A 19,044-nucleotide genomic window follows, 5' to 3' on the forward strand; every position below is an offset into this window, starting at 1 on the left:
ATGGTATTAATACAACAACAGCGTTCTTGGTCAACAAGATTGGAAGGAAAGAAAAAGAGATTGGCGGAAGTGGAGCATCTAGTGAATGGTGTAACAATTCCTACAGAAAAAATTGTAGACGTACTTGAATTGCTTATTAAACCGGGGGATCGGGTTGTTCTTGAAGGAAACAATCAAAAGCAGGCGTCATTTTTATCTCAAGCGCTAGTGAAGGTCGATCCAGAACGTGTACATGATTTACATATGATTATGTCCAGTGTGTCGCGTCCGGAACATTTAGATATTTTTGAAGAAGGAATCGCAAAGAAAATCGATTTAAGTTTTGCAGGGCCTCAAAGTTTACGGATCGCACAGATGATCGAAGATGGCCGATTGATTTTAGGGGATCTGCACACATATGTTGAGCTTTATGGGAGATTGTTTATCGATTTAATTCCGAATATTGCGTTAGTCGCGGCGGATAAAGCAGACCGCTTCGGAAACTTATATACAGGACCAAATACGGAAGAAACGCCGACAATTGTAGAGGCAGCGGCTTTCCGTGATGGAATTGTAATCGCTCAAGTAAATGAAATTGTGGATGAATTGCCACGTGTCGATATTCCGGGTTCTTGGGTAGATTTCATCGTTGAAGCGGATGAGCCGTATGAACTGGAGCCGTTATTTACTCGTGATCCACGCCATATTACAGATATCCAGATTTTACAGGCGATGATGTGTATTCGTGGTATTTATGAAAAACACGGCGTTCAATCTTTAAACCATGGGATTGGCTTTAATACCGCTGCAATCGAGCTGCTGTTACCTTCTTATGGTGAGCAATTAGGCTTGAAGGGGAAAATATGCAAAAACTGGGTTCTGAATCCGCACCCGACACTGATCCCGGCGATTGAAACAGGATGGGTAGAAAGTGTTCACTGTTTTGGCGGTGAGCTAGGGATGGAAAAATATGTAGAGGCACGTCGCGATATTTTCTTCACAGGGAAAGATGGCAGCCTTCGTTCGAATCGTACATTGGCACAGCTTGCAGGTCAGTATGCCGTAGATTTATTTATCGGATCGACACTGCAAATGGATGCATACGGAAATTCTTCGACAGTAACAAAAGGGCGCGTTGCAGGTTATGGTGGTGCACCGAATATGGGACATGATCCAGGCGGACGCCGTCACTCAACGGAAGCTTGGTACAATATGATGACAAGTCAGGATGAATTGGCTCGCGGGAAAAAACTAGTTGTGCAAGTAGCAGAAACATTCCAGGATGCCAACACACCGGTCTTTGTTGAACGTTTAGATGCGATTGATGTAAAGAAACAGGCGAATCTGGCAGTTGCTCCGGTTATGATTTATGCGGAAGATGTTACACATGTTGTGACAGAAGAAGGGATTGCCTACTTATATAAAACAGATAGCCCGGCAGAACGTAGAGAAATGATCGCTTCGATTGCAGGGGTAACACCATTAGGGATGGAAAATGATGTGAAGCGTACAAAATCACTTCGCGAGCGCGGTTTAGTGGCAATTCCGGAAGACTTGAATATTTTACGCGGTGAAGCGAACCGTTCATTATTGGCGGCAAAAAATATTGATGAACTTGTTCAATGGTCTGGTGGATTATATGAGCCACCAACGAAATTCAAAAGTTGGTAAGGAGCTGAAGGAATGAAACAGCATGTAATTTGTAAACGGATTGCTGATGAGGCAGTTGCAGCATTAATCGAAGAAGTTCAATTAACACCAAAGCCTGGTTTAGTAGATACAGACAATAATGGTGCACATCATGATTTATCTTTAACAAAAATGCAAAATTCAGCCCATTCATTGCACAATACGTTTTATCAAATGGCAATGCTGAGTTTCAACCGACAGCCGACAGTAGAAATAAGGGAACAATTTGGGGCAATAGGACGGAATGGCGAAAAGGAAATGTTTGCGGTTACTGAAAATAGTAACACGCACAAAGGGGCGATCTGGTCGATTGGATTACTTTGCTCTGCAATTGCAAGAAGACAGGGCCAAGTACTTTTTCCGCTAGTATTTAATGATGCTGCAGAATTGGCCAATCTTCCGGATCAATATATTCCAAAGTCCAAAACGAACGGAAGCAAAGTAAAAGAGAATTATGGAATTCCGGGTGCGAGAGAAGAAGCCCAACAGGCATTCCCTCACATTCAAAAATATAGTTTGCCAGCGTTTTTACAGGCGGCTCAGAAGATGTCGTTAAGAGATGCGAAGCTTACGACATTGTTAGTACTGATCGCAAATTTAAACGACACTTGTTTACTTCATCGAGGCGGTCTTGAAGGATTGGAAATGGCGAAGCGGGAAGCGAAAAAACTGCTGACAAACTTTTCAATTTCAAATATGAAGAAACTAGATGAATTGTATATTAAGCACTGGTTATCTCCAGGGGGATCGGCTGATTTATTGGCCGCCACAATATTCGTAATTAATATGTCAGATAAACTGAAAAGGGGTGCACAGCATGGAAAAGTTGAATTACACGTTTCAGGCAAATCGTCCGGTTACTAAGCAGGCGCATATCGGGGTTGTAGGGTCGGGGGATTTAGAAATACTGATCCAGCCAATCGAAGGCTCGGAAACAAAAGTAGAAGTTCGTACAGGAATTACAGGTTATGCTGAAACTTGGCAAAAAGTAGTGGAGCGCTTTGTTTCTCAGCAGGATATATTGGCTTCGATTAAGATTAATGATTTCGGTGCAACACCAGGTGTCGTATCGATACGACTTGCACAGGCAGCGGAGGTGGTTTTCGGTGAATAATTCTATTACATTACCTGTAAGTATAGTAGAAAGTAAGGCTAGAGAACGTGCACTTTTACTATTAGATGAAGGAACAGCACATGAAATATTAGGCCCATTCGACTTTTTTGAATCACCTCATTTAGAAGCGCAAAACATCGTGCCTCAAAGCGATGATGGAATGATTATCATGCAAGGGACAATCCGTGGTCGTCGTTCATTAGTTATTTCAATAGAAGGAAGTTTCCAAGGCGGGGGAATCGGTGAAGTTTCCGGCGCAAAATTTGCAGGTGCTTTAGAGCGTGCATTTGCTTCATGTGAAGCAGGGGAACTAATTTATCCGGTCATCATTTACGATACAGGTGGCGTTCGTCTGCAAGAAGCGAACTACGGACTTCTTTCGATTGCTGAAATTAGTTCGGCGATTGTTGCATTGAAAAAATATGTACCGGTAATCGGCATTATTCCTGGGAAAGTCGGTTCTTTCGGAGGGATGTCATTAACAGCAGGTCTTTGTTCCGCTTTAATTATGACACGAGAAGGGCGTCTTGGTATGAACGGTCCTGAAGTAGTTCAGCAGGAAGCGGGTATCCAAGAGCTGAATGCAAAACAAAAGCCGTTTATCTGGAAAATGATTGGCGGGTCAATGCGCCATAATTCAAACTTAGTGGATGCGGTTGTTGAAGATGATGTCGTAAATTACTTAGATACGCTGGAAGACTTATGGGCAAAAAACAGCTTCAAACAAAGAACAACAGAGTACGATACATTTTTAAATATGCTGAAGCACTTACAGTTTGAAGAAAAAATCAGTACGGAAGAAGCACAGGAAATTTTGAGCAACCGAGCTGAATTGGCAAATGCTGAAGCAACGGTGGCGGATGGGGAAAATCCAAGCAGAGGCCGTACATGGTTTAATGCATTTACAAATAATGCACCATCGATCTCAGAGACACCATCAGTCTTAGTGGCTGATGCTGAATTAAATGGAGAAAAAGCGCGTTTTATCGCTGTCGTGCCAAACAGTGAAAGTAAATTTTACCGTGCCCGCAATGGGGAGTTTGGTCTGCAGGAGGCATGGACTGTTGCGAAATATATTCGTCAGGCAATTGAAGAAGATAAAAATTCAGCGGTTAAAAGATTAATCGTTCCTATTGTCGATGTTCCAGGTCAGGCATTCGGCTATCACGAAGAATTATTCGGTATTTACTTAGCTTGTGCAGCAAGTGTTGAAGCGTATGCAGTTGCGCGACAAAGCGGACATCCAATCGTTACATGTGTTGTAGGTAAAGCGATTTCAGGAGCATTTTTAGCACACGGTATGCAAGGTAACCGTATTATTTCGCTTGATGATTCAGAAGTGCAAGTACATGTAATGTCAAAAAAATCAGCAGCGCTTGTTACAATGCGTACTGTTGAAGAGCTGGACGAATTTGCAAAATCTGTTCCATCGATGGCGTATGATGTCCATTCATTCCAAACGCTTGGCGCATTACATGAGTTGATCGACGGTATTAACGCAGACAAACCATCTAAAGAACAAGTTCGAAAAGTTCTTCATACAATTGTAATGGCAAAAGAAGATATTATTCAATCTGGAGACAGAACGTTAGCAAATCGAATTCAATCAAAAGTAGCGGTTGAAAACGGCCGTAAAGCATCGATTGCTGTACGTGAAAAGATCACACAGCAATGGAACTAACTGTACATGATTTAGTTTATTTGAAGGCCATGGATCAAATCGAGTATTTCGGTGAATATCCGGATTGGTTGAGTGAGGATGAAATGGCTCAAGGCATTGCTGTTGTAAGACGTATGAAAGTAGAGGATGGGAAAGTGGCGATAGGCTTCCGGGGGAATAATCGCTCGAAACGGTTTGCAGCGGTTACAACAATCTCGAATATTAAACGTGTAATTCGGCCGTTTGATGTTTTGGGAAATTCATATCCCGAGACACATTTTCAATCACTTGCTTACATTGAAAAGGTACTGGATGGTTTTAAATGGGGCATTGGAGGAAGTGTTGGCTTTTCCATGGCAACGGGAATCAATGTGTGCCATGAAAACAGTGATATTGACATTATTTTGTACAGTGAAAAGCTCCAGAAGCTGGATCAGTTGAAGCCTATTCTTTCACAGCTGCAAAAGAGTGAGCACCGTGTAGATGTCCAAGTGGAGATTTTAGGCGTTGGAGCGGTTGTTTTAGCCGATTATTTAGAACACTCTTCATTTATCGTAAGAACGGGTACGGGCCCGATTCTGCTTGAAAAAGAATCATTAATTTATAAAGGGTAGTATAATTCTCCGTTGAATAACAATTTGTTATTCAATGGGGAATTTTTATACCCACAAAAAAACACTTTCACCATTTCAGTGAAAGTGTTTGTAAGTATTACTGTTAAAGGCTGTTATGTAAGCAGCCACATTGCCGTAGTTATTATAGAAAGTTTTAAACCACCACTCCTCAAAGTGGGTGTTCGCAAATGCTATCCTGTCTATCCTGAAGTCAAAAGAGTCCAGGCACGCCATTCCAACATCGATGTAAAACTCCCTGTATAAGTATAAAGGTTAAAACTTAATATTCGTACGTACAACGTAGCCTTATTGTTATCTTATAGTAAGTTAAATCGGATTGCAATAAAGTATGTTTTTAAAAAAAAGTCAAATGATTTGAATGGGATTATTGAAGATTTTGCGGAATAAAATGATGGTTTTATTTCCAAAATAAAAAAGCCTTCCTTATAAGTCGGAAGCCTTCTGTTATTATTCTGTATGCTGTTGTAAAATGTTTTCCGTTAGAATTGCTATATCGATGACCGTCTTTTCCGCTACAACATCAGATAAAATTTCGTTACGGAAATAGTCAACAGATACGGGGAGATCGATTAAAAGTAACTTGCTGAGTGCTGTTTCATACATATGAACAAACTCTTTGTCTGTATTTCCGCGCTTCAGCTCTGAGAATGACTCGTAAAACTGATCCAGCTTGTCGGCAAACTCAAGCAGCCTTCCTTCAATTGTTTCATCTTTGCCTTCTTTCATGCGGTCAAAAAATACGTCTTGTAAATCAAGTGGAATTTCTTCTCGGATGAATTTCTCCATCATTTTTTCTTCGACATGTGAAAGCATCTGCTTTAGTTCGACACTTGCATGTTTGACAGGTGTTTTAATATCTCCGATAAATACTTCGGCAAAATCATGATTAATCGTTTTTTCGTATAACGATTTCCAGTCGATTTTACTGCCTGCACGTTCTTCCAATGTTGCAAAGAACATCGCGTACTGAGAAACTTTCCATGAGTGTGCTGCCACATTATGCTCTTCAAATTTAAAGCGACCGGGACAGCGGATGATGCGCTCTAAATCATTTAAACTTGTAAAAAATGTATGAATACCTATAATAATCACTCCTTTACATTTTTATCATCAGTATACTATTAGTTATACCCGAAAAATGTTTCTTTAAAAGTGTTTAACTGAAATTTAACACATCGTTTACATAAGGGAGAATGCCAAAAATTACGTTCAATTTTCTCATATAAATTCGTTCATCTAATATAGTATGTAAAATTTTTAAAATGTCTCCTCCGATTGTTCATATGTAATTCAAATTGCCAATAACAGACGCCCAGTCGAAATACTTATATTTAAAAACAGAAAGGACGCTCACGTGAAATTGTGAGCGTCCTTTCGTTTTTAGATTCTAAACCTGGATATCAATCGTTTGTCCTTTATAAGGATGGGGTGCTGGAGTTGCTTGTGGCTGAGGCATCTCTTCAATCATTTGAACAGCAGTTGCCACACCGGTATTCATTGCCTTGTCTAAAATACTCATCTGCACAGTTTGCTGCAACGATGCCAACTGAGCTGACATAATGGCGTTTAATTCCATAGTAATTCCTCCTTTTCATGTATCCCGCGTTAACAGATACAGATATGACGATTTAACTTGTATTCCTTCAAAAGGTGGATTTGGAAGAATACCACTGTTTAAAGTTGCACTTTATATCGTCAAAATAGAAAGAATTATTAAAGGAATAAGGGGATTTGTAATAAGTCTGACAACGGATTTCCAATTATTTTTTGCTCCTTTCCTGTCTCTCCGCAAAAAAATGGTAAATCTATGTATAAATCGCTTCAAATTTAGTAATAATTATCCAAAAGCTCTGCAATGTGCTTGTAATGGAGGGTTCATATCCGCGTCATCGTGTTGCAATGTATTTGCTGTAAGGTTATAGGCAGAGTCTAAAAAACCTAAATTTATTTGGGATTATGGAGGGACAGAAATTTGACAAAGAAAAAATTAATGGCAGTTCTATTAGCAGGAGTATTCGCTACAGGGGGGCTATTTGCATCTCAAGCTTCTGCAGATACTTATACGATCCAACCTGAAGATACACTTTATAAAATAAGTAAACAATTCCAAACATCAGTGGAAGAGATAAAGGAATTAAATAATTTAACGAGTAATACAATTTATGTTGGAGATACATTAAAAGTTGGCGGTCATGATGAGAAAGTATATACGATTGCACCAGGCGATACATTATTCCATATTGCATTGGCTCATGATGCCACTGTAGACCAGCTGCAAAAATGGAACAATATCAACTCGGACTTAATTTTCCCGGGTGATTCGATTACTGTATCCGGTCCACATCAGGAATATTCTAAGAGTGAAGTGAAAAGCGCTTCAGGTAGCACACAGGCAAAAACTTCAACAAGTTCAGCTCCTGATTCAGGAAGAACACTGACTGTTGAAGCAACAGCGTATACAGCCTATTGTGAAGGGTGTTCAGGAACAACAGCAAACGGTACGAATTTACGCGCCAATCCAAATTTAAAAGTAATTGCGGTAGACCCGCGTGTCATTCCATTAGGGACAAAAGTTTGGGTTGAAGGATATGGAGAAGCAGTTGCAGCTGACACAGGCGGGGCAATTAAAGGCAATAAAATTGATGTATTTATTCCAGACCTAGGTAATGCCTATGAATGGGGCCGTCGTACAGTGCAAGTAAAAATTCTAGACTAATACGAAAAGAAGCCACTCAATTTTGGGTGGCTTTTTGTATATTCAGCCTTCTTTATTGAAATACTAGCTGTAAGGAGGGGATAGTGTGCGAGTATTGAGTTTATTTTTATGTGTACTATTGTTAAGCGGATGCAGTTTATTTCAAAAGGAAACCGTCCCGGTAAGTGCACCGGAAACACTATCTGCGAAGGCGCAGATGTATGATACAGAAAACAATCTAGTTGGTGAGATTTTATTTAAAGAATCCTCTAAAGGAGTCGAACTGACTGCTGTATTAAATAGTTTACCGCCGGGAGATCATGGAATCCATCTTCATGAAGTAGGGAAATGTGAACCCCCTAGCTTTGAATCGGCAGGTGGTCATTTCAATCCTACGAAAAAGCAGCATGGTGTGAAGAATCCAGAAGGACCACATTTAGGTGATTTACCGAATATTACTGCGGATGAATCAGGTGAAGTGGAATTAAATTTTGTGACAGCCGATTTTACACTGGAAAAAGGAAAAGAAAATTCACTGTTTGATGCAGATGGCACGTCAATTGTTATTCATGAAAAAGCCGATGACTATAAAACAGATCCATCAGGAAATTCAGGTGCGCGAATTGTGTGTGGGGTAGTCGAGTAATAGCGCAAAAGCAAGAAACGGAAAATATGAAAAACACCTTTTTCTCATAGTGGGGAAGGGTGTTTTTTCTTTTTTTGAATAATATTTTTGAGTTATTAATTTACAGATTATTCAAAAATATTATATATATTAGAAAAATAATTTTATTCATTTTTTATGCATTTTGCTACAGCCTTTAAAGGGCAAGAAGGATTTTGCAATCGAAGGCCCTTAGTGAAAAACATCATTTTATAGCACTTTTATGATTTTTATAGAATATTATAGTTAGCTTAATAATTAGATTTGTAAGATATTAATTGACTTTTGAATATTCGTGTATGTAAAATGAAATTTATAATGAGGTAAAAAGGGGGAAAAATTTATGTTCAAAACTAAAAATATGCTTTTTTTACTAGTACTTAGTGCTTTCATTTTAGTCTTGGCTGCATGTGGCGGAGACGACGAAGCCGAAACATCTACTGGTACAGACACAACAGATTCTGGTTCTGAAAAGGCGGATTTCGGTGATGTTAAGTTCTTAAGTATTTTGACAGGTGGAACTCAAGGTACTTACTACCCATTAGGGGGAACATTTGCAGATTTAATCACAACGGAAACAGGGGTAAAAACAACTGCTGAGGTATCACAAGCATCTGCTGCCAACATGACAGCTTTAGCTGCTGGTGACGGTGAAGTTGCATTCGTACAAACAGATATCGCTTACTATGCAACGCAAGGAACTTTAATGTTCGAAGGTCAAAAAATTGACTCTGTAGTAGCATTAGGTGCGTTATATCCGGAAACAATTCAGTTAGTAACATTAGCTGATTCAGGCATTAAAACATTTGCAGATTTAAAAGGTAAAAAAGTTTCTGTAGGTGCACCAGGTTCTGGTACTTATGCAAACGCTGAGCAATTATTGGAAATCCACGGATTATCGATTAAAGATGATATCCAAGCACAAAACTTAGACTTCGGTGAATCTACTGATGGTATTCAATCAGGTCAAATTGATGCAGCGTTCATTACAGCTGGTTACCCAACTGGTGCTGTAGAAGCTTTAAATGCTACAAATGGTGTACACATCGTTCCAGTTGAAGCAGACAAAGCAGCTGAATTGATCGAGAAATACCCATACTATGCAGTGGATAATATTCCTGCAGGCACATACGGTTTAGAAGCAGAAGTTCCTGCAGTTTCTGTAGGTGCAATGTTAGCAGTAAACAAAGACCTGCCAGAAGATTTAGTATATGCAATGACAAAAGCAATCTATGATAATACAGATAAAATTGGTCATGCTAAAGGCGAATTTATTAAAGCTGAAACAGGCTTAGACGGAATCGGTATTGACGTACACCCAGGTGCACAAAGATACTTTGATGAAGTAAAGTAATTAGGGAAAACTAAGGGCCTCTGTTGCGAATAAGCTTCAGAGGCTTTTGTTGTATTTTTCTATTTAAGCGAGTGATCATTTAAATGAAAAAATGGATTTTTATTATCCTTGTTTTTCTTTGTCTCATCGCTTGGTTTATTCCTTTTGAACGGAGCATAGTTTTTACAGAGACAAGAGTTCAAAAGCCTGTTCAGCATTTCTTGCCGTTGAAAAGTGATAATGAGTTTCAGTTGATCTTTACTCATTCGATCCATTTAACGGATGTGGAAGAAAGTTATAAAGTGCTTTCTACCAATGAATTTCAGTTGCTTGCAATGAAATATACGGATGTGGCAATAGGGATGCCGGGTCATGCTGAAGAAGGGCAGACACTTGATTATAAAGATGGGGTCTATACCCTTCAGTACAACGATGCAAAATTAGAAAAATTTACGTTACATATTGGGAATGTCGACTATAAATTAAATCTGCAACATAAAGGGAAAATCATTCCTTTAAAAAAGCATTTAATACGTGGGAAGTCCTATTTAGTAACAGTTCAAAGATTGTCTTTATATGACAAAATGAAAGGAGTCGAATTAGATGACTGATAAAAAAGTCGCTGCAGATCCAGGAGCTTTACACGAATCGCTTACTTTGGAACAGCAGCAGGAATTATTGGAAAAGTATGATCTGGAATCAAATCAGCGTAACCCTCAAAATTTTATGAAGCATATTATCTATTTTGGTTTACTGGCATTTACAGTTTTCCAGCTTTATACGGCAGTTTTCGGACAGTTTCCTGCGCAAATTCAGCGTACGGTTCACTTAGGATTTGCACTGACATTTGTGTTTCTATTATTCCCTGCAAGTCGTAAGCTATCGAAGCGGACAATTCCGTTTTACGACTATATTTTAGCGGTTATCGCTATTATTGTAGGCAGTTATTGGGTAATCAATTATGACCGACTCGTTCAAAGTTTAGGTCAACTGCAAACAATGGATTTCTATATCGGAATTCTGGCAGTTATTATCGTATTGGAAGGTGCCCGTAGAGCGGTCGGTTTACCAATCACTATTATTGCCGGGCTGTTTTTACTTTACGCATTTTACGGTCCATATATGCCGGACTTTATGTCCCACCGAGGTCAAAGCTTGGATAGTATCGTGAACTTAATGTTCTTCTCGACAGACGGGATTTTAGGAACACCATTGGCAGTTTCTTCAACATTTATTTTTGCGTTCCTATTATTCGGGGCGTTCCTTGTTAAAACAGGGGTAGGGGAATACTTCAATGATCTAGCGATTGCGATTGCCGGAAAATTGACTGGTGGTCCTGCAAAAGTTGCAATCTTCTCATCTGCACTGCAAGGAACAATTTCAGGAAGTTCTGTAGCAAACGTAGTAACTTCGGGTTCCTATACGATTCCGATGATGAAACGTCTAGGCTACAACAAAAACTTCGCCGGAGCTGTAGAGGCATCGGCATCTACAGGTGGTCAGTTAATGCCGCCAATTATGGGTGCTGCTGCGTTCTTAATGGTTGAGTTTATCGGTCGCGGTGTCACATATTGGGATATCGCCAAAGCTGCTGCGATTCCGGCAATTTTATACTTTACTGGTATTTGGATCATGACACACTTTGAAGCGAAGCGTTTAGGATTACGCGGCTTAAAAGATGATGAAATGCCGGATCGCTCGAAAGTATTCAAGAAAATTTATTTACTTATTCCGATTGTACTGATTATCATTCTGATGATGTCAGGCGTACCGGTTATCCACGCGGCATTATACGGAATTATCTCTTGTATAATCGTCGGGTTCATTAATCCGGACGTAAAATTCGGTTTTAAAGAAATTATTGACGGTATGGTTGACGGTGCACGCTCGGCATTGGCAGTAGCTGCTGCAACTGCTTGTGCGGGTATTATCGTCGGAGTGGTTGTAAAGACAGGATTAGGGCTTTCTCTTGCAAACAGCCTTGTTAAATTAGCGGGTGGCAGTATCCTTCTTACATTATTCTTTGTAATGATTGCTTCGTTAATTTTAGGAATGGGTGCACCGACAACAGCCAACTATGTTATTACATCAACGATTGCTGCACCGGCAATCATTGCATTACTGGCACCGGATGTTGCGGCAAGTGCAGCACCGCTTGTTATTGTTTTATCAGCACACTTCTTCGTGTTCTATTTCGGTATTATTGCCGATATTACACCGCCTGTTGCGCTCGCCGCCTTTGCAGCATCCGGTATTTCAGGAGGAGACCCGATTCGTACTGGTGTGAACTCCGCGAAGCTTGCTATTGCGGCATTCATTATCCCGTATATGATTATCTTCTCACCGGCAATGCTGATGATTGATGTAACCCTTTGGGAAGTAGTATGGGTTGTGTTATCTGCAATTATGGGTATGATTGCAATCGGAGCTGCAATAATAGGCTACTGGTACCGCCCTGTAAACTGGATTGAACGTATTATTCTATTGGCTGCAGGTATAGCGATGATTTATCCAGAAACATTAACGGATACAATTGGACTTATTGTCTTTGTCGGTATGTTTGTGATTCAATGGATGACAAAAAATAAAGGAAATGGCTCAAAAGCGGCTATTTCATAAATTGTAGGCGCCTGAAATTTATTTCAGGTGCTTTTTTCTATTGATCTCGAAAATAGATAGATTTAACACTTTTTATGCATTAAGTATATTTATTTGTTGATTTTCTTGAAAAACCATTATATTATTTAAATTGACTAAAAATTCAAATAATTAAAAGGGGAGAAATGATATGTCAACACTTTTAAAGTCGACGTTTGAAACATACTTATTTGATGAAGAGGTGGAGTTTGAGTTAGCCGAGCAGCAAGAGGTAACGGAAAGCGAAGAACGCACGCAATATCCGCAAGGTTTTTTCTCAAGCCTGTAAAGGAGTCTTTAAAATGAATATAAAATTATTACGGCGTCTATCCAACAAAACTGATTGGATAGATGTCGTTTTTTTAGGCACTAATAATGTAGTATGCAAAAATTGTACTGTATAATAGAAGTACTAAATAATATTTGAGGTGCGTTTCATGTTAGCGGTTAACTCTACAGAACAAATGATTTTTGATTGGTTTCAATATTTCCATGCAAACCCTGAAGTAAGCTGGAAAGAATTAAAAACAACAGCAAAATTAGCAGAAATCTTAGATGATATGGGCGTCAGCTATAAAAAATTTGATGATGTGACGGGCCTTGTCGCGGAAATCGGAAAAGGCGAAGAGATCATAGCGGTTCGCGCTGATATAGATGCACTATGGCAGGAAGTGGATGGCGTTATGCAGGCAAACCACTCTTGTGGACATGATGCAAACATATCAATAGTATTAGGTGCGCTTTATGCATTAAAAAATGAATCTTTAAATAAGAAAATCCGTTTTATTTTCCAACCTGCTGAGGAAACAGGCGGCGGGGCATTGGCAATGATTGACCGCGGTGTAATGGAAGATGTTACCCATTTATTCGGTGTTCATCTACGTCCGATGGAAGAGCTGCCATTAGGGAAAGTGTCACCTGCAATCTACCATGGTGCAGCAGCATTCTTAACTGGGACAATTACTGGCATTGATGCACATGGCGCTCGTCCGCATCAAGGGAAAAATGCAATCGATGTTGTAGTAGCGATTCAGCAAATGCTGAAAAACATCCATGTCGATCCGTTTGAAGTGTACTCAGCGAAGTTAACGAAGATTGTAGCGGATGGCGGAAGCGTCAATATTATTCCGGGCAATGCAACTTTCTCGATTGATGTACGTGCACAGAAAAATGAAGTATTGGCACAAGTACAACGCGATGTTGATAAAAGTTTGAAACAAATTGCTGCAATGTTCGATATCGGAGTTGAATGGGACTGGATGGATGTTACTCCAGGTGCGGAAGTATCATCTGAAGCGGCTGCTATTGCAGAACGCTCGATTGTGGAAGCACTTGGAGAGAAAAGTCTGGCACCGGCAGTAATTACACCGGGCAGCGATGATTTCCACTTCTATACGATTAAAAATACAGAGTTGAAAGCGACAATGATCGGCGTTGGTGCAAATCTTGGTCCGGGACTTCATCACCCGAAAATGACTTTTGATGCAAAGGCATTAATCGATGGCGCCAAAGTAATGGCAACAACACTGAAAAACAGTGCAATGAAATAAGATGGGTGGGCGATGCTATGTAGTTGGTAGCATCGTTTTTTTGTGGTTTGAGTTGTAGGGGTGCTCCGATATTAGAAAAGTTGAACCGGATATTAGAAAACCGGGGAGACTTATTGGAACTTTTCAAGGTTTATTAGAACAAGCTGGCTATATATTAGAAGATCTCCCCCTGGCCTAAAAGAGCTGTGACTGTGCAACAGACTTTTACTGGCAGGTCACCGGTTTATTAGAACTTTTTCAGCGATATTAGAAAAACCGGGTTACTTATTAGAAGATCGGATACCTTTATTTGAACTTCTATGACTTTTATTAGCACATCGGCCTACTTTATTAGAAGATCCGGAATTTATTAGAACTTTTCAAGCTTTATTAGAACAAGTGGGCTATATATTAGAAAATCTCCCCCCGGACAACCAACCTCAGCCATACAAAAAAGTGCCGCTATTATTCAGCGGCACTTATAAATCAAAACCCTACTTCATCGGGCAAAATCCGCAAGCCATTAAGCCGGGGATGTCCTTTGAAAAACAGCAGCTTTTCCGAACGGGCTGATTGATCAGAGCGGAAGGACTTTTTCCACCAGTGTATTTGAAAAACAGCGATTTATCCGAGAAGTAACGCCAAACATTTTTATCTTCGAGCATGTCCAGATCCTCGAAAGCGCGGTCAGCCAATGCCGGATTTTCAAGTAAAGTATGGAAGTGCCAAAGCATGTATCCGAAAATATTTTCCCACAAAGTCAGCGGTGAAATGGATGTTGTTTTCCGTAACTGGCCAATAACAACGGATGTCTTGTATAAAATATCCGTCATCACCCGTTCGCGTTCATCATCCTCCACATAGCGGAAATCATTCGGGTTTATATACATCCCGAGTGTATGAATACCGAATTCCTGAACAATAGCAAAACGCAGATCTTCCGGCTTGCCGTCCCAAACTTCATCATACGTCGTCAGCATATAAAACTGCATCGCAACAAACATGCCGTAACGACGCCCGAAGTGGGAGATGGCCGCAGCTTCCGTAGCAGCATTTGTAATACCCATCATCAAATTGCGGAAATCCGTCAAATAAAAGTCTTTATGTAGATTCGCCAATGTAAATAATGGACGGTCCGGTTCTTCGGTAAAAATACTATAGGAATTTAATTGTCGTACTTGATCATAAGAAAGTGCAGGCATACGTATCACCTTTTCCAAAAAATATTTATCCCGCATTAACCGGTAGTAGGACGACCTGTTAATGCCCGATTGGTTCAACTAACAATCGTAGGGAGAAACAAATCCCGCTGATTGAAGTTTCACTTTATATTTACTATACCATTTCTCTTCCTAAACGAGGTGAAAAACGCTATAATGAATTAAACATATAAGAAAGGTTGGTATTTATGGCGAAACCTATTTCTGTACCAAGACCATTAGTGCGTGTAAATCAGTGGGTTATATTTTTATCAGTCGTTATCACATGGGTGACAGGACAGTACTGGATTTTGGCGATTCCGTTAATTGCAAATTTACTTGGGATTTTCACCGGGTTTAATCCGATAATGCGCTTTGCGAAAATATTTTTAACAAAAGACATCAAATCTTATATTCCTGAAGATATCGGACAGCAAAAGTTCAATTCAGCGATTGCGAGCATTTGTCTGGCGGGCGGAATAGTAGGGTTTGCTTTTAATTGGCCGGTCGTTGCATACAGCTTTACGATTATGGTGGCTGTTGCATCCTTTGTCGCAATTTTAGGTTTTTGCATTGGATGCTTTATGTTATTTCAATTCAAACAATACCAATATCGTCGAACAGTAAAAAATTCTTAAGAAGAATATTGGAAATGGGTTGACAATGATATTGATAATCATTATCATTATAACTGTAGCAAGAGCTTATTTGTAATACAGTACAAATAAGTCTGGGCTAACAACTTTTCTCCAGGAGTTTGTTAGCTCAGCCATAGCGTTCTAAACCCCCTCATTTAGAATGTAAGTTTGACAGTGTGTCAGACACTTAGTTTTTCACCCTTTATATTTTTCTTCTAGTTTTTCTTCCTTAATTGGGAGACCCATTGCCCGTGTCGCTTACAGATACGGGTATTTTTGTGTGCAAAAAATTTCTTAAACTTTTTTTGAAACTTATTTTGAATTTCTCCGTCTGTACGTTGCTTAAGCAAAAAAGATAGGCGGAGGAAATGATGAAAAAGTTAATTGCTGTAGGGTTTATCGCTGTTTGCGTATTATTCCTGACAATTGAATATAGAGGTTCAAGTGAAAAGATTGAACGGGCCGTTGCAAATGAAAAGGATTTGGCGGGTCTGGAAAATGGAAACCCAATCGAACAAGCTACACATCTATTTGAAAAAGTTATTGTCCTGAATGAGGAGCAGCCAATTTATATAAAAGGAAATGCGCTCACTGAAATTGGAGTTGTTCATGCGAATACTTCATTTGCGATTGTTGGGGAAGATGAACTTTATTATGAACTGCGATTCGGGAAAATTTCGGCCTTTATTAAAAAGGGAAGTGCTGCTGTAGAAAAACGTCCGCTTGAGACATTGGTAAATACAGAAATAACAAATTCAATTAAAACGACAGAACAAACAATTGTATATGAAGAAAAAAGCCTTAAGAGCAGTGCACTGATGCAGCTTTCACAGGGGTTCCGCTACCCGGTAGTGGGGGAGATTGATGAGTGGTTTGTCATGAAAGTAGGAGAACGTGCCGGTTATATACATAAAACATCAGTTGAAATAGATGAAGGAATTCCAGTTTTAGTGTATCATCATATTTTGCCGAAAGAAGAAATGGTGACAAATGCAAGTACGGTTTCTGTACAATCATTTGAACAGCAAATGGCCTTTTTAGCTGAAGAGCAATTTACAACAATTTCGACAACACAGCTTTATGATTATTTGGAAGGTCGCCAAATTTTACCGGTTAATTCAATACTCATTACATTTGATGATGGTTTACTATCGACAAAAGTCTATGCATACCCAATTTTAAAGGAACATGGATTTTCTGCCGTACAGCATATTATATCTTCTCGTACAGAACGTTTTGAAGGTGAACAAGTTTTTGATGCGAAAGGACCGCTTCAATTTTTCACAGCCGAAGAGATGCAGCAAATGACGGATGTGTTTCAGTACGAAGCGCATACACATAATTTGCATCAGTTCAGCAATGGGGCAGGGATCGCATTAGAACTTTCAGCTGATGACATTGCGAAGGATTTGCAGCAAAATGTTAATATGCTGACGAATGCGACTTCTTTAGCGTATCCATTCGGTCATTACGATGAAGATATGATCGCAGCGATGAAGGAAGTCGGACTGTTAATCGGTTTTACGACAAATGAAGGCTATGCGAATATGCATCAATCAAATTATGAGGTCAATCGTTTCGGTATAACGGAAAATAATACATTTGAACAGTTCACATCCTTTGTAAAGGGGGTGGGCTGGTCTTAAGGATATAAGAAGGTGTAAATCGTTACATGAGAGAATTTGATGCAATTGTTGATGAGCACACGCGTTATTTAGTACGCATCGCTTATTTGTACGTTAAAAATTGGGCTACCGCCGAGGACATCGTACAGGAAGTGTTTGTAACATACTTTCAAAAGAGCGACCAGTTTCGCAATGAGTCGTCATTGAAAACGTATTTAACAAAAATGACAGCCAATCGCGCAAAAGATTATTTACGCTCATGGAAGCATAAAAAGGATGTTGTTTTTGAAACGATCTTTGCTCAAACAAAAGGTACGGACGAGGAAGTTATACAAAAAGAGCATCTTGCATCACTTGAACAGAAGTTATTCCAGCTACCACTGAAATACCGTGAGCCGCTCATTTTATTTTATTATGACGAACAGTCCATTGCCGATATTGCCCTGTATTTACAACTGAATGAAAATACGGTCAAAACACGTTTGCGCCGAGCAAAGCAACAATTGAAAGAGTTTTTTAGCGAAGAGGGATTGGAGGAATGATGCATGGATCCATTTAAAAAACAACTGGATGAAATGATGGGTGATACACGCTTGCAGGAAAGTCGTATTAAGCAGCGCGTGAAATCCGAATTGACTCCGACCCCCCGAAAACAGAAACGTTCGTGGCATGTTCAATTAGTAACGGCAGCTGTTGCAGCAGTTGCGGTATTCCTATTTATGACGGCCGTACCTTTTACGCAAAATTCGGGAAACGAAGGGCGGGGTGCCCCTTATGATCCGCTTGATGATTTAGCGGAAATTGCTACTCTTCAAAAAAAGAAGCAATTATCAACAATCGATTATGATTCTTTTGCACAGCTACCAGTGCTGGAACAATTATCGGATTTACAATATGTAGATAAAGAAACCTTTACACTTGCAGGGAAAACGGGACTTTACCATACAGTGATAGAACGTCAGGAAAATCTATTTGATGAAGCCGTGTATGAAGCAGGCGATATTGTACGAACAATGACGAATACGAGCAGTCATTTACCAATTTACGAAAACGCCTATTATGAAGTAGTCGCTGTACCAGGAGACCGTGTCGTTTTGCAGAACGGCAAGTTAACTGTAAATGGGAAGCCTGTTAAATCGGAATTAAAGGAAATGTATGAGGAAAACGGCAATACGATTGCAGGAGGCTACGATCAGTTATTAAATGCGCGTGAATACTTTTTGGTAAATCATTTCCCGGCAAAAAATACAATGCAGGCAGGTACAATTACCGCTGTGCATAAAATTTACGGGGAAGTCGTAGCTCTGGCAGAGGAAAGTACAACAACATCAATTTATTTGGAGTTGGAAAATGACTATACACCCGAACAATATTTTGATCTTTATTTGTACGATCAGATTTTTGGAGATGGGTCAATTAGTGAAAGATTATCGGCAAGCGATCTTCCATTTACACATTCGAACCGTTTAGGCGAGCTGTTTTTGGAAGCGTCCTACCGAAATGTTACGTATTTATCCGATACAGAAGTGGAAATACGCTACCAGTATGACCGTGAAGCAGTAGGAGAATATGTATTTAAAATGTATAAAAATCCGACTGGCATTTGGCAGTGGGGAATGTAGCAAAAGAGGCCGGGACATAACCCAA

Annotated in this window: 19 protein-coding genes and 1 other RNA gene; 16 read left to right on the forward strand and 4 right to left on the reverse strand. The window is 39.7% G+C overall.

The window, feature by feature from the left end:
- The 5 genes from mdcA to MKY71_RS01535 are packed head-to-tail and all read left to right on the forward strand — an operon-like array spanning window position 1 to window position 5,056.
- Entirely contained in the window at window positions 1-1,650 is a 1,650-nt protein-coding gene (mdcA, locus tag MKY71_RS01515) for a malonate decarboxylase subunit alpha (protein ID WP_340731365.1), read from the forward strand.
- A gap of 12 nt (window positions 1,651-1,662) precedes the next feature.
- Complete coding sequence (locus tag MKY71_RS01520; protein ID WP_340731367.1) at window positions 1,663-2,532, forward strand: triphosphoribosyl-dephospho-CoA synthase; 870 nt, start codon at window positions 1,663-1,665, stop codon at window positions 2,530-2,532.
- On the forward strand, window positions 2,486-2,782 hold the full coding sequence (locus MKY71_RS01525; protein WP_079523867.1) for a malonate decarboxylase subunit delta: 297 nt from the start codon (window positions 2,486-2,488) through the stop codon (window positions 2,780-2,782). The genes MKY71_RS01520 and MKY71_RS01525 overlap by 47 nt, the downstream gene beginning before the upstream one ends.
- Complete coding sequence (locus MKY71_RS01530; protein WP_340731368.1) at window positions 2,775-4,463, forward strand: biotin-independent malonate decarboxylase subunit beta; 1,689 nt, start codon at window positions 2,775-2,777, stop codon at window positions 4,461-4,463. The genes MKY71_RS01525 and MKY71_RS01530 overlap by 8 nt, the downstream gene beginning before the upstream one ends.
- Window positions 4,454-5,056, forward strand: coding sequence for a malonate decarboxylase holo-ACP synthase (locus MKY71_RS01535; protein WP_340731369.1), 603 nt, complete (start codon window positions 4,454-4,456; stop codon window positions 5,054-5,056). The genes MKY71_RS01530 and MKY71_RS01535 overlap by 10 nt, the downstream gene beginning before the upstream one ends.
- Before the next feature lie 118 nt (window positions 5,057-5,174).
- Here the strand turns inward: MKY71_RS01535 and ssrS are convergent.
- From ssrS to MKY71_RS01550, 3 genes are all read right to left on the reverse strand, one after another.
- Window positions 5,175-5,366: non-coding RNA, 6S RNA (ssrS, locus tag MKY71_RS01540), on the reverse strand.
- A gap of 158 nt (window positions 5,367-5,524) precedes the next feature.
- Entirely contained in the window at window positions 5,525-6,169 is a 645-nt protein-coding gene (locus tag MKY71_RS01545; RefSeq protein ID WP_339197147.1) for a YfbR-like 5'-deoxynucleotidase, read from the reverse strand.
- 295 nt (window positions 6,170-6,464) lie between these two features.
- Window positions 6,465-6,653 carry a YjfB family protein gene (locus MKY71_RS01550; RefSeq protein ID WP_339174884.1) on the reverse strand — a complete coding sequence of 63 codons (189 nt, stop codon included), beginning with the start codon at window positions 6,651-6,653 and terminating at the stop codon, window positions 6,465-6,467.
- Window positions 6,654-7,049: 396 nt separating this feature from the next.
- On the opposite strand from MKY71_RS01550, the gene MKY71_RS01555 reads away from it, so the two are divergent.
- The 7 genes from MKY71_RS01555 to MKY71_RS01585 all read left to right on the forward strand — a co-directional run bounded on the left by MKY71_RS01555 (window position 7,050) and on the right by MKY71_RS01585 (window position 13,956).
- A complete protein-coding gene (locus MKY71_RS01555; protein ID WP_339197150.1) occupies window positions 7,050-7,793 on the forward strand; it encodes a LysM peptidoglycan-binding and 3D domain-containing protein in 744 nt (247 codons plus the stop codon).
- Between the two features lie 85 nt (window positions 7,794-7,878).
- Window positions 7,879-8,418: a superoxide dismutase family protein gene (locus MKY71_RS01560; RefSeq protein ID WP_340731370.1), complete on the forward strand. Its 540-nt coding sequence runs from the start codon at window positions 7,879-7,881 to the stop codon at window positions 8,416-8,418.
- Window positions 8,419-8,779: 361 nt separating this feature from the next.
- Window positions 8,780-9,790 carry a TAXI family TRAP transporter solute-binding subunit gene (locus MKY71_RS01565; RefSeq protein ID WP_340731371.1) on the forward strand — a complete coding sequence of 337 codons (1,011 nt, stop codon included), beginning with the start codon at window positions 8,780-8,782 and terminating at the stop codon, window positions 9,788-9,790.
- Between the two features lie 83 nt (window positions 9,791-9,873).
- Window positions 9,874-10,380 carry a DUF1850 domain-containing protein gene (locus MKY71_RS01570; RefSeq protein WP_340731372.1) on the forward strand — a complete coding sequence of 169 codons (507 nt, stop codon included), beginning with the start codon at window positions 9,874-9,876 and terminating at the stop codon, window positions 10,378-10,380.
- On the forward strand, window positions 10,373-12,388 hold the full coding sequence (locus MKY71_RS01575) for a TRAP transporter permease (protein ID WP_340731373.1): 2,016 nt from the start codon (window positions 10,373-10,375) through the stop codon (window positions 12,386-12,388). The genes MKY71_RS01570 and MKY71_RS01575 overlap by 8 nt, the downstream gene beginning before the upstream one ends.
- A gap of 169 nt (window positions 12,389-12,557) precedes the next feature.
- Window positions 12,558-12,695, forward strand: a complete 138-nt coding sequence (locus tag MKY71_RS01580; protein WP_014824892.1) for a hypothetical protein — start codon at window positions 12,558-12,560, stop codon at window positions 12,693-12,695.
- Window positions 12,696-12,843: 148 nt separating this feature from the next.
- Window positions 12,844-13,956, forward strand: a complete 1,113-nt coding sequence (locus MKY71_RS01585) for an amidohydrolase (protein WP_339174891.1) — start codon at window positions 12,844-12,846, stop codon at window positions 13,954-13,956.
- A 473-nt stretch (window positions 13,957-14,429) separates the two neighbouring features.
- Here the strand turns inward: MKY71_RS01585 and MKY71_RS01590 are convergent, their stop codons facing one another.
- The gene (locus tag MKY71_RS01590; protein ID WP_340733595.1) at window positions 14,430-15,137 is read right to left on the reverse strand and encodes a Fe-S oxidoreductase; all 708 of its coding nucleotides are present in this window, start codon (window positions 15,135-15,137) and stop codon (window positions 14,430-14,432) included.
- Window positions 15,138-15,343: 206 nt separating this feature from the next.
- Between MKY71_RS01590 and MKY71_RS01595 the strand changes: the two genes are divergently transcribed.
- From MKY71_RS01595 to MKY71_RS01610, 4 genes are all read left to right on the forward strand, one after another.
- Entirely contained in the window at window positions 15,344-15,772 is a 429-nt protein-coding gene (locus tag MKY71_RS01595; RefSeq protein WP_339197161.1) for a DUF4395 domain-containing protein, read from the forward strand.
- A gap of 371 nt (window positions 15,773-16,143) precedes the next feature.
- Window positions 16,144-17,418 carry a polysaccharide deacetylase family protein gene (locus MKY71_RS01600; protein ID WP_340731375.1) on the forward strand — a complete coding sequence of 425 codons (1,275 nt, stop codon included), beginning with the start codon at window positions 16,144-16,146 and terminating at the stop codon, window positions 17,416-17,418.
- A gap of 26 nt (window positions 17,419-17,444) precedes the next feature.
- Window positions 17,445-17,939: a sigma-70 family RNA polymerase sigma factor gene (locus tag MKY71_RS01605; RefSeq protein ID WP_251690566.1), complete on the forward strand. Its 495-nt coding sequence runs from the start codon at window positions 17,445-17,447 to the stop codon at window positions 17,937-17,939.
- A gap of 3 nt (window positions 17,940-17,942) precedes the next feature.
- On the forward strand, window positions 17,943-19,019 hold the full coding sequence (locus tag MKY71_RS01610; protein ID WP_340731376.1) for a S26 family signal peptidase: 1,077 nt from the start codon (window positions 17,943-17,945) through the stop codon (window positions 19,017-19,019).
- Window positions 19,020-19,044: the final 25 nt, after the last annotated feature.

This window comes from Solibacillus sp. FSL W7-1324, assembly GCF_038008025.1.
GTDB lineage: Bacteria > Bacillota > Bacilli > Bacillales_A > Planococcaceae > Solibacillus.

Coding starts and splice junctions, on each gene's coding strand:
- MKY71_RS01570 (WP_340731372.1), top strand. CDS start 9,874: ATGAAAAAATGGATTTTTATTATCCTTGTTTTTCTTTGTCTCATCGCT.
- MKY71_RS01605 (WP_251690566.1), top strand. CDS start 17,445: ATGAGAGAATTTGATGCAATTGTTGATGAGCACACGCGTTATTTAGTA.
- MKY71_RS01520 (WP_340731367.1), top strand. CDS start 1,663: ATGAAACAGCATGTAATTTGTAAACGGATTGCTGATGAGGCAGTTGCA.
- mdcA (WP_340731365.1), top strand. CDS start 1: ATGGTATTAATACAACAACAGCGTTCTTGGTCAACAAGATTGGAAGGA.
- MKY71_RS01565 (WP_340731371.1), top strand. CDS start 8,780: ATGTTCAAAACTAAAAATATGCTTTTTTTACTAGTACTTAGTGCTTTC.
- MKY71_RS01585 (WP_339174891.1), top strand. CDS start 12,844: ATGTTAGCGGTTAACTCTACAGAACAAATGATTTTTGATTGGTTTCAA.
- MKY71_RS01580 (WP_014824892.1), top strand. CDS start 12,558: ATGTCAACACTTTTAAAGTCGACGTTTGAAACATACTTATTTGATGAA.
- MKY71_RS01525 (WP_079523867.1), top strand. CDS start 2,486: ATGGAAAAGTTGAATTACACGTTTCAGGCAAATCGTCCGGTTACTAAG.
- MKY71_RS01575 (WP_340731373.1), top strand. CDS start 10,373: ATGACTGATAAAAAAGTCGCTGCAGATCCAGGAGCTTTACACGAATCG.
- MKY71_RS01595 (WP_339197161.1), top strand. CDS start 15,344: ATGGCGAAACCTATTTCTGTACCAAGACCATTAGTGCGTGTAAATCAG.
- MKY71_RS01535 (WP_340731369.1), top strand. CDS start 4,454: ATGGAACTAACTGTACATGATTTAGTTTATTTGAAGGCCATGGATCAA.
- MKY71_RS01610 (WP_340731376.1), top strand. CDS start 17,943: ATGGATCCATTTAAAAAACAACTGGATGAAATGATGGGTGATACACGC.
- MKY71_RS01590 (WP_340733595.1), bottom strand. CDS start 15,137: ATGCCTGCACTTTCTTATGATCAAGTACGACAATTAAATTCCTATAGT.
- MKY71_RS01550 (WP_339174884.1), bottom strand. CDS start 6,653: ATGGAATTAAACGCCATTATGTCAGCTCAGTTGGCATCGTTGCAGCAA.
- MKY71_RS01600 (WP_340731375.1), top strand. CDS start 16,144: ATGAAAAAGTTAATTGCTGTAGGGTTTATCGCTGTTTGCGTATTATTC.